Consider the following 14,909-nt stretch of genomic DNA (forward strand, 5'->3'; position numbering starts at 1 on the left):
CTCACTCCTCACTCCAATTTTAAATCGTACTCTTCCGCCGATTCCTCGGAAAGATGGAATGCATCATGCAACGCGTTCACCGCTTTTTTCATATCTTCCTCTTTCACTAATACCCAAATGGTCGTATGGCTATCGGCTGATTGTAAAATTTGAATTCCTTGCTCAGAAAGAGCCGTAACGATTTTTGCCGTCACTCCAGGGACTCCAGCAATCCCTGCTCCGACTGTAGATACTTTCGCACATCCTGGTGTAACGATCGGTTCATAACCAATACGGCGAAGGGCAGCGACCGCTCGCTCTGTCATTTCACCAGAAACCGTATAAACAACACCGTTTGGCGAGATGTTAATGAAGTCGACGCTAATTCCTTCATTCGCCATCGCCTTAAAAACATCGGACTGCAATTCATAATGTCCCTCTTTCGCCTGTACTTTAATTTGCGTAATATTGGAAACATAAGTAATGCCAGTGACTAACCGCTCTTTTACATCGCTTCCTTTTTTCGAACGAATAGCAGATGTAACAAGCGTTCCTAAAGAATCGGAATACGTTGAACGAACGCGCAACGGCACTTTTGCCTGCATCGCAATTTCAACAGCGCGTGGATGAATCACTTTTGCCCCTTGATAGGCCATATTGCAAATTTCCGTATACGTGACGACATCGAGCGGACGGGCGTTTTCGACAATGCGCGGGTCTGCAGTCATCACCCCTTCGACATCGGTAAAAATATCGACCCATTCGGCGTTTAACGCCGCACCAAGCGCCGCCGCAGACGTATCGCTTCCGCCGCGCCCAAGCGTTGTAATATCGCCATTTTCTGTCGCGCCTTGAAAGCCAGCAACGACAACGACATCGTATTCGTTCAATGCTTCAAGCAGGCGTTCGCACCGCATTTCGATAATTTTCGCATTCGTATAATCATCGTTCGTTCGGAAACCTGCTTGCGCGCCAGTAAACGCAGTTGCTTTTATTCCATGCTTATTTAATAGATTCGTAAAAACAACGCTAGAAATAATTTCACCGCACGCCATTAGCATATCTTGTTCGCGCTTCGTGACATAATTGTTAGCCCCGCCGATGAGGCTAAGGAGCGTATCCGTCGCATACGGTTCTCCTTTTCGCCCCATCGCCGAGACGACAACAACTACTTTATAGCCGTCTTCAAGCGCTTTTTCAATATGCTTGCGTGCAAAATCACGCCCGCGTTCGTCACGGACGGATGTGCCGCCAAACTTCTGAACAATGATTTTCATGTTAACACCTCGATGTAATTCGCTTCTCTTTTTATTTTACAAGCCCTAGTTTAATTAAACTTTCCGCAATTTGCACGGAATTCCATGCCGCGCCTTTTAGTAAATTATCAGATACGACCCATAAATGGAACGCCCGGTCATGATCTAAATCCTTGCGAATTCGTCCGACAAACACATCGTATTTGCCAACACAATCAACTGGCATTGGATATACTTGTTCGCTTGGGTCATCTTGTAAAATGACACCCGGAGCATCTTTTAATACCGCTTTAATGTCGTCTGCGCTGACTCCATCTTTTTCAATTTCAATATATACGGATTCCGAATGGCCGCTGACGACCGGGATGCGCACACATGTTGCTGCCACTTGCAGCTCCGGCATATGCATAATTTTTTTCGTTTCATTGATCATTTTCATTTCTTCAAATGTAAAGCCGTTTTCTTGGAATTTATCAATCTGCGGGATGGCATTAAAAGCAATTTGATAATGTTTACGGTCCGATTTTACTGGCAGAATTTCTGGTGTCACCGGCTCACCGTTTAACACTGCTTTCGATTGCGCCTTTAATTCCTCAATCGCCTGCGCCCCGGCACCGGATACAGCTTGATACGTGGAAACGATCACTTTTTTTAGGCCGAACGCTTGGCGAATCGGTTCAAGCGCAACGACCATTTGGATCGTTGAACAGTTCGGATTGGCGATAATGCCATTATGCCATGTTAAATCATTTTCGTTCACTTCCGGGACAACGAGCGGGACGTTTTCTTCCATACGAAACGCGCTCGTGTTATCGATCACGATTGCCCCGCGTTTGACCGCTTCCGGTGCCAATGCTTTTGAGACAGATCCACCTGCGCTAAATAGGGCGATATCCACCCCGGCAAAACTTTCTGGTGTCGCCGCTTGCACTTCGATTTCTTCACCGCGAAAGCGCATTTTTTTTCCTGCTGAACGTTCTGATGATAATAATGTCAGCTTTCCGACTGGGAAATTTCTATTTTCGAGCGTTTGCACCATTTGTTGACCAACTGCGCCAGTTGCTCCTACGACTGCAACATGAAAACGTCTTTGTTCCATGAACCATTCTCCTTCCGCATAGTCACTCAATATCACATTGGTAAATTTATAGTTTTTATTTTATCATATTCCACTTTAAAGGAGTGAAAATTTTTATGCATAGGAGTGAATTTTCTATCGATTGCTTATTGATCCCGAAATTTTTCAATAATGACCGGCTGAAGCTGTCTTCCTTCTAATGCGGCAAGGACGGTATCACGCAACAGCGACATTTTTGCCACCATCGAATTCGGTTTTGTATGCGGGGCGTCTTGGCCAAACGGAATAAAATAAATATTTTTCGCCGCCATTAGGCGCATTAAGTTTATCCCATTTAATCCTAACGCATCATTCGTGGAAATGCCAAGAACAACCGGGCGGTGATTACGCATCGTTGCCTTTGCTGCCATTAATACAGGCGAATCTGTCATCGCGTTAGCAAGTTTGCTCATCGAGTTTCCTGTCAGTGGAGCAATAACCATACAATCAAGCGGAATTTTCGGACCGAGCGGCTCTGCTTTGACGATCGTATCAATCACTTCGTTTCCTGTTATTTCTTCTAGCTTCTTCACCCATTCTTCTCCTTCGCCAAAGCGAGTGTTTGTCGTTTTTACTGTATACGTAACAATTGGCAACACTTCCGCTCCTTCGTTTACTAATTTTTCAATTTCCGGCATGACCGCATCATACGTGCAATGAGAACCTGTCAGCCCAAATCCGATTCGCTTTCCTTTTAAACTCATTTACACATTCCCCTTTCTTTTTTCTAAATCTGTATATAATAGTTGTGAAAGAACATTTGCGATAATTTGCCCTGCTGTTTTTGGAGCAACAACTCCCGGCAGCCCTGGTGCGAGGATCGCTTTTACTCCACGCTTTTCGGCGTAACGAAAATCGGTGCCGCCAGGCTTTGAAGCTAAATCAACGATAAGCGTATGCACCGGCATTTTCGCGATGACACTTGCCGTTACGATTAAATGCGGAACGGTATTAATGCAAATATCGATATCCTGCACTTCTTTTTCTAAATCATTGAGATGAAACGGGGTAAGACCCATTTCTGTAATGCGGGCCAGATGCTCCGAGCGGCGTGCTCCTACTTTCACTTTTGCGCCAAGTGCAGCAAATGTACGTGCAACCGTCATGCCGACGCGCCCAAACCCAAGGACCGCTACGCGAGAGCCATGAATCGTAAAATCGGTATGCTGAATGACAATCATGATCGTTCCCTCTGCGGTTGGAATCGAGTTATAAATCGCTACATCGTCGCGTTCAAATAATTGAACATATTTGCGGTCGACGGTTTTCATTAAATTGTCCAAGTAGCTATTACTAATCCCGGAATAGACCGTGCAATGCTTCGGTGTTTTTAACATCATTTCTTCTGTAAAGGGAATTGGTTCATGCGAAAACACGGTATTTACTTTTCCTTCCGGAGTTGTTCCGTGAACCGGCAAAATAATCGCATCTAAATCGGCGAAATCGACTTCATCTATTCTCAACTTTGTCGCTCCCGCAAAATGATGCGCTAATTGATCAAAGCCAACTAAAGACAATTTCGCATCTAGCTCAATTAATTTGCGTATGACTTCTAATTGCCTTGCGTCCCCACCTATAATGGCAATATGCATGCCTGTTAGCATCATCGTGTATGCTCACCTTCCTTTATACGAAACTTATATTTTAGCTTTATTTCTTTTCACATCTTATGTAAAAAAGGAATTGTAGGTGAATATCTCCAGTTTAAAAGAAAAAAGTGACCGCCTTTGGCGATCACATGCACTCTTGATCATTCATCCGGAAAATCGATAATAATCATATCCGTACCAACTTTTTTTATATATTTCCACGGAACGCGAATTTCGCTTCCCTCTTTCCGAAATCCAAACCATTTTCCTGTCGGAATGAGCAATGCTTGAATTTGCCCTGTTTGCTCATTGATTTCCAAATCCGTCTGTCCTAGCACCCCGAGCCGTTCGGCGCGTCTTGCATCCACAATTTCTTTGCCGCTTAACTCGCTTAACCTCACCGCGTCCTCCTCCTTTCTTTTCTTTCTATTATTGTAAGATGGGGAAAATAAAAAAATGCCTGCATTTTGGCAGGCATTTTCTCAGAACGATGTTGTTATCAACTGCTTACGAACTGATTCGGTTCGGTAATTGACCGCTTGGACTAATTAAGGCAAGCGCATAATCTTCATTAAAAATACAACGTGCAAGTTCATTCACTTTTTCCACGGTTACGCTATTGATTTCCTCAATAATTTCATCAAGAGAACGATGTCGCCCAAGCAACAATTCGTTTTTGCCGTTGCGGCTCATCCGGCTATTTGTGCTTTCTAAACCTAACATTAAACTTCCTTTCATCTGTTCTTTACTGTTTTTTAGTTCTTTTTCAGTAATTCCATCTTCTTTTAATGCATCGATCGTTTCTTGTATCGTTTCAAATAACAAATCAAGCTGATTGTTGCCCGTTCCGGCATAAATCGCTAGTAATCCACTATCTTGGTAAGAAGAGTGATAAGAAAAGACCGAATATGCTAAACCGCGCTGTTCACGGACCTCTTGGAAAAGACGACTGCTCATGCTACCGCCTAAAATATTATTTAAAATAATTAATGTGTAAATATCCGGATGGCCGACAGGAAGCCCGTTGAATCCGATACATAAATGCGCCTGTTCCGTATCTTTTTGCCGCACTAATTTTCGCGGCTGAAATAACGGCGCTGGTGATTCGCTAGCTTTTTGTTTTGCCGTGAAAGAACCAAAATAGCTTTCCACTTGCTGAACAAAACTTTCGTCAACATTACCGGCAATGGAAATAACGACACGATCCGGAGTATAATAATCAGCCATATATCCGCGCAACGAATCGCTCGTAAACGTGCGCAGCGTTTCTTCCGTTCCTAAAATTGGATAACCAAGCGGATGGTTCGCATAGCAAGCTTTGCTTAATAAATCATGAACAATATCATCCGGTGTATCTTCATACATTCTAATTTCTTCTAGTACGACATTTCTCTCCTTTTGTAATTCCTCATCAACAAAAGTAGAATGGAAAAACATATCCGCTAACATTTCGAGAGCAAATGATGCATGCTCATCTAATACTTTGGCATAATAGCAAGTATATTCTTTAGAAGTAAACGCATTTACTTGACCGCCAATACTGTCAAACGCTTCGGCAATCTCTCTTGCCGTGCGCGTTTTTGTCCCTTTAAAGAACATATGTTCCAAAAAATGTGAAATTCCATTATTTTGCTCCGTCTCATTGCGTGAACCTGTTCCAATCCATATCCCGATCGCGACAGAACGCACTGTCGGAATTTGTTCTAGCACGATTCGTACTCCGTTTTTGCAAGTATATTTATTAATCAACATCGCGTTCCTCCTATTTTTGTACAATTCTCTTTTCGTCTAATAATGTAGACACATTACCAATTTCATATTCTTTTTGCTGAATCGAAATAATAAGCGGCTCAAGCGCCTCGGCCGTTGATAGCGTTGGATGCATCAAAATCATTGCACCGGGATGAACTTTGGACATTACCCGTCTCACTATAACAGATGGAGACGGTTTTTGCCAATCAATTGTATCGACGCTCCACATAATTGTTTTCATATCTAAATCAGCGGCGATTTTCACGACATCATCACGATAGCTCCCGCTTGGAGGAGCAAACCATTTGCATTTCACCCCGGTTGTCGCTTCGATGATTTCGTTCGTTTTGACTAGTTCCTTGCGGATTTTTTCATTATCTAGTGACTTAAAGTCAGGATGGCTATATGAATGATTTCCTATTTCGTGGCCAGCATCTACAATCATTTTTGCCATATTAGGATGATTTTTTACCCAACGCCCTTCTAAAAAAAACGTTGCCTTCACGTTATGCTTTTTTAAAATATCGAGCATTTTCGGAATATACTCATTTCCCCATGCTACATTGATGAGAAATGCGACCATCGGTTTATCCGGATGTCCCCGATAAATCGGCGATGGCGGCAAATCTCCTAAATGAACACGTGGAGGAACTTGTTTGTACACAAGCTTCCGTTCATCAAACTTTCCTTCCTTTTTCATATTTTCATACGAAGCTTGCACATCGATTTTTAATCCGTTATAACCAGGCGTTGCTTTCCATACTCGATCGATGACCGCATCTTGTGGGGGAATTTCATACTGTTTTGCTTTTTCTACAATTTCTGCATACAGCTTATCGGTTTCTTTCATAGCCATAATATTCCCTTTGTGTAAAAAAACGGCAATATATTGGCTCACTGGCGGCTGATTGATGATGACCCAAACAAAGAAAAACATAACCGCCACCAATAAATAGCGGGTATAATTTCTGTTCACACCTGTCCCTCCTTTTATACTACAAATATGTGAAGAAGGGACAAGATAGAACTTTCCCCCACAACAAAGAAGCCTTAAGGAGCGAAATCCTAAGGCTTCATTCTACGCCGTTCCGGCCGTTTACCTCTTTTTTCCTTTTGCTCGCGCAATACTGCTTTTCGCGATAAATTAACGCGCCCTTGTTTATCAATTTCCATTACTTTTACTAAAATTTCATCGCCGATCGAAACGACATCTTCCACTCTTCCGATACGCTCTTCTGCTAATTCGGAAATATGAACGAGACCGTCTTTGCCGTTGAACAATTCAACAAATGCCCCAAATTTCTCAATGCGCTTCACTTTACCCAAATAAATTTGCCCGACTTCGACTTCGCGAACGATATCTTCGATAATCTGCTTCGCCTTTTGGTTCATCGCTTCGTTGACAGACGAGATGAAAATTGTTCCATCTTGTTCGATATCAATTTTTACGCCGGTTTCATCAATAATTTTATTAATTTGTTTTCCGCTTGGGCCGATGACTTCGCGAATTTTTTCTGGATTAATTTGCATCGTTAAAATTTTCGGAGCGTATTTCGACAACTCTTTGCGCGGCTCGCGAATCGTTTGCATCATATGTTCTAAAATTTCCATACGGCCTTTCTTCGCTTGCTGAAGCGCTTCTTCTAATATTTCACGAGATAAGCCTTTAATTTTAATATCCATCTGCAAAGCGGTGACGCCTTTTGCCGTACCCGCTACTTTAAAATCCATATCTCCGAGATGGTCTTCAATGCCTTGAATATCTGTCAAGATCGTATAATTGTCATCGTTTTTCACAAGTCCCATCGCGATTCCCGCTACCGGTGCTTTAATCGGGACGCCTGCATCCATCATCGCGAGCGTGCTTGCACAAATGCTAGCTTGAGATGTCGAACCGTTCGATTCTAGCACTTCGGAAACAAGGCGAATGGTATATGGAAATTCTTTTTCAGATGGAACAACCGGTTCTAACGCTCGTTCTCCAAGCGCTCCGTGCCCAATTTCACGGCGGCCTGGCCCGCGCATCGGCCCTGTTTCACCAACCGAAAATGGCGGGAAGTTATAGTGGTGCATAAACCGTTTCGTTTCTTCAATACCAAGCCCGTCCAATATTTGTACATCGCCAAGCGCTCCTAACGTACAAACGCTAAGCACCTGCGTCTGTCCGCGCGTAAACAGCCCTGAACCGTGCGTGCGCGGCAATACGCCGACTTCAGAGGAGAGAGGCCGAATTTCGTCAATCTTACGGCCGTCCGGACGTATTTTTTCTTCGGTAATAAGCCGCCGCACTTCTTCTTTAACAAGTTTATGCAAAATTTCATTTACTTGTTTTAATGTTTCTTCATCCGCTTCTTGTTCTTCGTATTTTGCGATGACACTAGCTTTTACTTCCTCAATCGCTGCATCACGCGCCAATTTTTCTGGCACTTGAACAGCTCGTTTAATATCCTCTTCCGCCAGTTGGCGAATTTCTGCTTCTAGTTGAGGATCAAGCTCATAAAGAACTACTTCCATTTTTTCTTTGCCTACTTGGGCGGCGATTTCCTCTTGGAAAGCGATCAGCCGTTTTACTTCTTCATGTCCGAACATAATCGCTTCTAAAATCACTTCTTCCGGCACTTCGTCCGCTCCAGCTTCGACCATATTAATCGCGTCTTTCGTGCCGGCAACAACAAGATGAATATCGCTTTTTTCCGATTGTTCGACAGTCGGATTAATCACAAACTCTCCATCCACACGGCCGACTGTAACACCGGCAATCGGTCCCTCAAACGGAATATCGGAAATCGTTAAGGCAAGTGACGCACCGAATAACGCCGCCATTTCCGGAGAACAGTCTTGATCTACACTCATGACCATCGAAACGATTTGCACTTCATTGCGGAATCCTTCCGCAAACAATGGACGAATAGGCCGGTCAATTAAACGGCTTGCTAAAATCGCTTTTTCACTAGGACGTCCTTCCCGCTTAATAAATCCTCCCGGAATTTTACCAACCGCATAAAGACGCTCCTCATAGTTGACCGTTAGTGGAAAAAAGTCGACGTTTTTTGCTTCTTTCGATGCCGTTGCTGTGTTTAATACTACTGTGTCGCCATAACGGACTAATACCGCTCCATTCGCTTGTTTCGCTAATTGGCCAATTTCCACGACAAGCGGCCGTCCAGCCCAGTCTATGGAAAAAACGTGTTTTTCCTGCTCCATATAAACGAGTACTCCTCTCTATGTACAAGTCGAAATTAAACGAATGTATATACTGTTAGTATGGACGAATCATTGGCAATGTATCAGTTCCTATTTATTAATCATAGCGAAAAATCTCTTATATAACTAGCAAAAAAGCGGGAATGCTCCCGCTTTTTTTATCGACGTAATCCAAGTTTGTTAATTAATTCACGATAGCGCGTAATGTCTTTATTGCGTAAATAAGTCAATAAATTGCGACGTTTACCGACCATTTTAAGCAATCCGCGACGTGAATGATGGTCTTTCTTATGAACACGTAAATGTTCATTTAAATTGTTGATTTGCTCTGTAAGGATAGCAATTTGCACTTCCGGAGAACCTGTATCGTTCTCATGAATTTTAAACTGCTCGATAATTTCTCTTTTACGCTCTTGTGATAATGCCATCCTTATTCACCTCCTCGTTTATAAACCCCAATTACCTAGCAAGCGTCGGTGACTCGACATGCCAAGCAATGGTTATTTTACATACATTCATTAGAATACCTCTTTTTGCGATAAAATGCAAGTGTTTTCGGTGAAATTGCGAAAGTATGCTTGCGCTTTTTCTTTATCCAGCTTGATTTGCTCAATCAATTCATCCACGCTCGCAAATTTTTGCTCACTTCTTAAGCGCAAATGCCACTCAATTGTCATCGTTTCCCCATAAATGTCTTTCGCAAAATCGAAAATATGCACCTCGATATTCGGCATGCCTTCACGGTTGGTGTGAAAAGTCGGTTTATATCCAACATTGCACACTCCTTCAAATACGTCCGTCCCGATTTTTACTTTCACGGCATATACACCAAGCGCCGGCAATAAATAATCATCATTTAACGCAATATTTGCCGTTGGAAATCCAATTGTTCTTCCGCGGCGTTCGCCGTTAACAACCGTTCCTTCCACTTCATAAAAGCGGCCGAGCAAACGTGGCAGTTGATCTACGTCTCCGTTTTTCAGCAACTTTCGAACATAAGTGGAGCTTATTTTCTCTCCGGCAATGCTCAATTTTGGAACCACCGTCTGCGTAAACTGGTCACGCGAATGGAATGGCAATGTCTCCATCGTTCCTTTTCCAAGACGCCCGTAAGTAAAATCAAAGCCGGCAACAACGTGTTTCACGTGTAAACCGATAATATACTGATCCACAAATTGTTGCGGAAACAGTTGTGCAAACTCAGGAGTAAACTCAACAATATATAAATAATCAACGCCAAGTTGGGCAATTAGCTGTTCTTTTTTCTTTAGCGGCGTAATCAAATGAACGTGTTTTTCTTTTTTCCCAAGCACGACAGAAGGATGGGGATGAAACGTCATTACCGCGCTTTTATATCCTTTCTCCGCCGCGATTTTCACCGCTGTGCGAATTACTTCTTGGTGTCCAAGATGAATGCCGTCAAAATAGCCAAGCGCCATAACAGTAGGAGGCAGCTTTTCTTTTTTTATATGATGGGGGTGCGAAATAAACAATGTTTTCATTTTCCATAATCACCTTCTGTTTTTTTACACTTTCTTTATCATCGAAGTACTTTTAACGGTTTCATTAAGTGAGGTTTGGTAGGATGTTTTATATAAAGGGCAAGTGCCTCTCTTTGCTTGCTTATCATTAGTACTGGTCCCTCGAGCGACTGCAAAAAAGCTGGAAGCGGCAATATTGCTCCGTTTTTTACTTTCTCTGCTACTTTATCATTTATTTCATATTTCGGCAAATGAAAAAGTGCTTTGCCAATCGGCAGTAAAATCGACTGCAGTTGACCGCGCTCTATGTACTGCTCTAATTGTTCAAATGTGACGCAATCTTGCAAGGAAAATGGGCCGGATGCGGTACGAACAAGATCGGACATATGGGCTGGGTAGCCAAGACGTTCGCCAATCATCACTGCTAATGTGCGAATATATGTACCTTTGCTACAAGTGACACGAAAGCGAAACGAAACGATGTCTCCTGCAAATGCGTCTCTTTCATCGAGCAATGTCAGTTCATGGATCGTCACAATGCGAGTCGGCCGCTCAACTTCAATGCCCGCACGCGCATATTCATATAGTTTCTTTCCTTTCACTTTTACCGCGGAATACATTGGCGGCGTTTGCGCAACTTCTCCCGTCAATTGACGAAACACCGCTTCGATTTCACCACGCGAAATGACGCGGTCTACCTTTTGTTTTGCGATAACTTCACCTGTGCTGTCTTCCGTTGTTGTAGCAATCCCTAATGTAACCTCCCCCTCATATGTTTTCGTGGCCCCTGTTAAAAACTCAGCGATGCGCGTCGCTTTGCCAATGCAAATCGGCAATACTCCTGATACGTTTGGATCAAGCGTCCCTGTATGCCCTACCTTTTTTATTTGCAGCATGCGGCGAATGCGTGCAACACAGTCATGTGATGTCATTCCAGGCGGTTTATACAATAATAATACTCCGTCCATTTGCGCACCCTTTCTTAGTAAAGTAATAAACAAATAGCTTATATATTATGTACATAATGGAAATGGATAGACAAATTGTCTATCCATTATTCCTCTTTGTTTCTCTCTTCTTTTTTCTCGCCTTCGTGCTCAGCGGAAATTTGGCGGATTAATTGCTCAATGCGATTGCCGTATTCGATCGATTCATCAATTTCGAAAAATATTTCTGGAGTTTTCCGCAAGCGAATGCGCTGTCCAATTTCGGAGCGGATAAATCCTTTTGCTTTTTCCAGCCCTTTTAAAGTGTTTTGGCGTTGTTCTTCATCACCTAACACGCTTATATACACTTTTGCTTGTTGTAAGTCGCCTGTGACGCGCACATCAGTAACAGTGACAAAACCGATACGTGGATCTTTTAATTTGCGACCAATAATATCGCTTAATTCTTTTTTCATTTGTTCACCGACACGTGTAGCCCGTAAATTCATTGACAATCACCTCGATTAAAACCACTCAAATGTCGTAACCGTTCTTTCCAATTCTGGAAAGGAATCGATCAAAGCAAGCGCTCGCTGCAGCTCCCGCTCGGTTGTCACCCGATTGGACGTAATCGCGACAATCCCGAGCGTAGTCCGCTGCCATACGTTTTGGTGATCGATTTCGGCTATAGATATATTATATTTTTGTTTTAACCGTGTCATTATTCGTTGTAACACAGCACGTTTTTCTTTTAATGATTGCGCATCATAAATTACACATTCACAGGCGACAAAGCCGATCATTTTCTTTCCACTTCCTGCATAATGTACGCTTCAATAACGTCTCCTTCTTTAATATCGTTGAAGTTTTTAATCGTCAAACCGCATTCATATCCTTGCATTACTTCTTTGACATCGTCTTTAAAGCGCTTCAAGGAATCGATTTCTCCTTCGTAAACGACAATGCCTTGACGGATCAGGCGCACTTTGCTGTCACGCGTAATTTTTCCATCTGTCACATAGCATCCGGCAATCGTTCCAACTTTCGATACTTTAAACGTTTGACGAACTTCCGCTTGACCGATGACTTTTTCTTCATATTCCGGATCAAGCATTCCTTTCATCGCTGCTTCAATTTCTTCAATAACCTTATAGATGATGCGGTGCAGACGAATGTCGACTTTTTCGGATTCGGCAACGCGTTTTGCATTGGCGTCCGGACGGACATTAAAGCCGATGACAATGGCATTTGAGGTCGTTGCTAAAAGAATGTCCGATTCGGTAATCGCCCCGACAGCGGCATGGATAATTTTGACGCGCACTCCCTCGACTTCGATTTTTTGCAGAGCGGCAACCAGCGCTTCAACCGATCCTTGAACATCCGCTTTGACAATAATATTTAATTCTTTCATTTCACCTTGTTTAATTTGTTCAAAGAGGTCATCCAGGCTAACGCGAGCTTTCATGCTGCGTTGTTCCATTAATTGTTTTTGTGCGCGCGCTTCTCCGATTTGCCGCGCTTTCTTTTCATCTTCAAACACCATGAAACGGTCTCCGGCTTGCGGTACTTCATGAAGACCAGTGATTTCCACCGGTGTCGAAGGACCTGCTTCTTTCACACGACGCCCTGTATCGTTTACCATCGCCCGCACGCGGCCGTATGTGCAGCCAACAACAATCGGATCGCCGACATGCAACGTTCCTGCTTGAACAAGCAACGTTGCCACTGGTCCACGGCCTTTATCCAGTTTTGCCTCGATAACAGTTCCAGTTGCGCGACGATTTGGATTTGCTTTTAATTCTTCCATTTCGCTAACAAGCAAAATCATTTCCAATAAATTGTCAATACCTTCTCCTGTTTTTGCTGACAGTTTACAGAAGATCGTATCTCCGCCCCATTCTTCTGGAACGAGATTATACTCCATTAATTCTTGCATCACGCGATCTGGATTGGCATCCGGCTTATCTATTTTGTTGATGGCAACAATAATTGGGACATTCGCCGCTTTCGCATGGTTAATTGCTTCTACTGTTTGCGGCATCACCCCATCATCCGCAGCGACAACGAGGACAACAATATCGGTTACTTGCGCTCCTCTTGCACGCATTGTCGTAAACGCCTCATGTCCTGGCGTATCAAGGAACGTAATTTTTTTATCGTTAACTGTCACTTGATATGCGCCAATATGTTGCGTAATACCCCCTGCTTCTTGCTCCGTCACTTTGGAGTGACGAATCGAATCCAATAGCGTCGTTTTCCCATGGTCAACGTGCCCCATAATCGTGACGACCGGCGGCCGTTCTACTAAATCTTCAGGATCATCGACAATTTCGATCGATTCAAAATTTGTTTCATCAATAACTACTTTTTCCTCGACTTCTACTCCGTAATCGGAACAAATAAGTTCGATCGCATCTTTATCTAACTCTTGATTGATCGTTGCCATAACGCCGAGCATAAACAGCTTTTTAATAATTTCTGACGGCTCGCGCCCAAGTTTTTTCGCTAGTTCTGCAACCGTTAATGTTCCTTCAAACGTAATCTTCTTAGGAAGCTCTTTTTCTTTCTTCACGGGCTGCTCTTGTTGTACAGGTTGCTGTTCTTTCGCTTTTGCTTTTCCTTTATTTTTCTTTTTATGTTGATGGAAAATTTTCTTTTCTTGCTGCTGTAATTGCAAATCGTGTTTTTTTCCTTCTTTCTTTTTGTTTGCCCCTTTTTTCTTCGGAACTTTTGTTTTCACTACTTCTTCATCTTCGTCATCAAAATCATCGACATAATTTTTCGGTTTTACTGGCGCCTTTTGTTTTTCCTTTGGAGCAGAAGCTTGTGGCCGCTCATTTTTTTTGTTGTACGTATGATCAAGCTTTTCGACAACTTCTGGTTCTAACGTTGCCATATGATTGGTAACTTCAATATTCATTTCTTTCAATTTATGAATGACGTCTTTACTCGGTACATTGTTTTTTTTCGCGTACTCATATACACGCATTTTAGACATAGATTCACCCCCATAAAGATCAATCGAGCATCGTCAGTAGTTTGTTGGCAAACCCTTCATCTATAATCGCAACAACGACGCGGGCATCTTTTCCAATCGCATGCCCGAGCGTATAACGGTCAGACACTTTACGGAGCGGAACGCCATAGGAAGAGCATTTATCTTTGATTTTTTTCATTGTGTTTTCTGACGCATCCTCCGCTAAAAGTACGAGTTTTGCTTTGCCGCTGCGAATTTCTTTGACCGTTAGCTCTTCACCCGAAATTACTTTCCGTGCTCGATTCGCTAATCCTAATAATGATGCCCATCGGTTATTGCTCATTTCCAGCAGCAGTCTCCTTTTCTGCCAACTGAAGCAACTCATCATACAGCGCATCAGGAATTTCCGTTTTTAAATGATGGGCTAAAATATTTTTCTTTTTTGCTAGTAAAATGCATTCTTTATCTAGTGTAATGTACGCGCCACGACCAGCCTTTTTTCCTGTCGGATCAATGGAAACTTCACCATCTTTTGAGCGGACGATGCGCATCATTTCTTTTTTTGGCTTCATTTCACCAGTCACGACGCATTTTCGCAACGGAACTTTCTTTTGACCAGCCATCTCGC

General features: G+C 42.9%; 16 protein-coding genes. All 16 read right to left on the minus strand.

The annotated features are described in order from the left end of the window. Positions 1-8 precede the first annotated feature (8 nt). Positions 9-1,256, minus strand: a complete 1,248-nt coding sequence (gene dapG / locus QSJ37_RS05325; protein ID WP_285754238.1) for an aspartate kinase — start codon at positions 1,254-1,256, stop codon at positions 9-11. Positions 1,257-1,287: 31 nt separating this feature from the next. After that, on the minus strand, positions 1,288-2,334 hold the full coding sequence (asd, locus tag QSJ37_RS05330; protein ID WP_285754239.1) for an aspartate-semialdehyde dehydrogenase: 1,047 nt from the start codon (positions 2,332-2,334) through the stop codon (positions 1,288-1,290). A 125-nt stretch (positions 2,335-2,459) separates the two neighbouring features. Further along, positions 2,460-3,056 (minus strand): dipicolinate synthase subunit B, encoded by a 597-nt coding sequence (locus tag QSJ37_RS05335; RefSeq protein ID WP_285754240.1) that lies wholly within the window; start codon positions 3,054-3,056, stop codon positions 2,460-2,462. Then, on the minus strand, positions 3,057-3,959 hold the full coding sequence (gene dpaA / locus QSJ37_RS05340; RefSeq protein WP_285754241.1) for a dipicolinic acid synthetase subunit A: 903 nt from the start codon (positions 3,957-3,959) through the stop codon (positions 3,057-3,059). A gap of 143 nt (positions 3,960-4,102) precedes the next feature. Then, complete coding sequence (locus tag QSJ37_RS05345) at positions 4,103-4,342, minus strand: YlmC/YmxH family sporulation protein (protein WP_015863496.1); 240 nt, start codon at positions 4,340-4,342, stop codon at positions 4,103-4,105. A 106-nt stretch (positions 4,343-4,448) separates the two neighbouring features. Continuing rightward, on the minus strand, positions 4,449-5,690 hold the full coding sequence (locus QSJ37_RS05350; protein ID WP_285754761.1) for a M16 family metallopeptidase: 1,242 nt from the start codon (positions 5,688-5,690) through the stop codon (positions 4,449-4,451). 13 nt (positions 5,691-5,703) lie between these two features. Continuing rightward, complete coding sequence (locus QSJ37_RS05355) at positions 5,704-6,669, minus strand: polysaccharide deacetylase family protein (RefSeq protein WP_285754242.1); 966 nt, start codon at positions 6,667-6,669, stop codon at positions 5,704-5,706. Positions 6,670-6,758: 89 nt separating this feature from the next. Beyond that, the gene (pnp, locus tag QSJ37_RS05360) at positions 6,759-8,897 is read right to left on the minus strand and encodes a polyribonucleotide nucleotidyltransferase (RefSeq protein ID WP_285754243.1); all 2,139 of its coding nucleotides are present in this window, start codon (positions 8,895-8,897) and stop codon (positions 6,759-6,761) included. A 158-nt stretch (positions 8,898-9,055) separates the two neighbouring features. Next, entirely contained in the window at positions 9,056-9,325 is a 270-nt protein-coding gene (gene rpsO / locus QSJ37_RS05365) for a 30S ribosomal protein S15 (RefSeq protein ID WP_285754244.1), read from the minus strand. 90 nt (positions 9,326-9,415) lie between these two features. After that, the gene (gene ribF / locus QSJ37_RS05370) at positions 9,416-10,399 is read right to left on the minus strand and encodes a bifunctional riboflavin kinase/FAD synthetase (RefSeq protein ID WP_285754245.1); all 984 of its coding nucleotides are present in this window, start codon (positions 10,397-10,399) and stop codon (positions 9,416-9,418) included. Between the two features lie 38 nt (positions 10,400-10,437). Then, positions 10,438-11,346 carry a tRNA pseudouridine(55) synthase TruB gene (gene truB, locus QSJ37_RS05375; RefSeq protein ID WP_285754246.1) on the minus strand — a complete coding sequence of 303 codons (909 nt, stop codon included), beginning with the start codon at positions 11,344-11,346 and terminating at the stop codon, positions 10,438-10,440. Between the two features lie 86 nt (positions 11,347-11,432). Further along, a complete protein-coding gene (gene rbfA, locus QSJ37_RS05380) occupies positions 11,433-11,813 on the minus strand; it encodes a 30S ribosome-binding factor RbfA (RefSeq protein WP_285754247.1) in 381 nt (126 codons plus the stop codon). Between the two features lie 15 nt (positions 11,814-11,828). Further along, complete coding sequence (locus tag QSJ37_RS05385; RefSeq protein ID WP_015863488.1) at positions 11,829-12,107, minus strand: DUF503 domain-containing protein; 279 nt, start codon at positions 12,105-12,107, stop codon at positions 11,829-11,831. Further along, positions 12,104-14,302, minus strand: a complete 2,199-nt coding sequence (gene infB, locus QSJ37_RS05390; protein ID WP_285754248.1) for a translation initiation factor IF-2 — start codon at positions 14,300-14,302, stop codon at positions 12,104-12,106. Before infB ends, QSJ37_RS05385 begins: the two co-directional genes overlap by 4 nt. Positions 14,303-14,321: 19 nt before the next feature. Next, positions 14,322-14,624, minus strand: a complete 303-nt coding sequence (locus tag QSJ37_RS05395; protein WP_285754249.1) for a YlxQ family RNA-binding protein — start codon at positions 14,622-14,624, stop codon at positions 14,322-14,324. Further along, complete coding sequence (gene rnpM, locus QSJ37_RS05400; RefSeq protein WP_015863485.1) at positions 14,614-14,904, minus strand: RNase P modulator RnpM; 291 nt, start codon at positions 14,902-14,904, stop codon at positions 14,614-14,616. Before rnpM ends, QSJ37_RS05395 begins: the two co-directional genes overlap by 11 nt. Positions 14,905-14,909: the final 5 nt, after the last annotated feature.

Origin of the sequence: Parageobacillus sp. G301 (genome assembly GCF_030268025.1) — a bacterium.
GTDB lineage: Bacteria > Bacillota > Bacilli > Bacillales > Anoxybacillaceae > Parageobacillus_B > Parageobacillus_B toebii.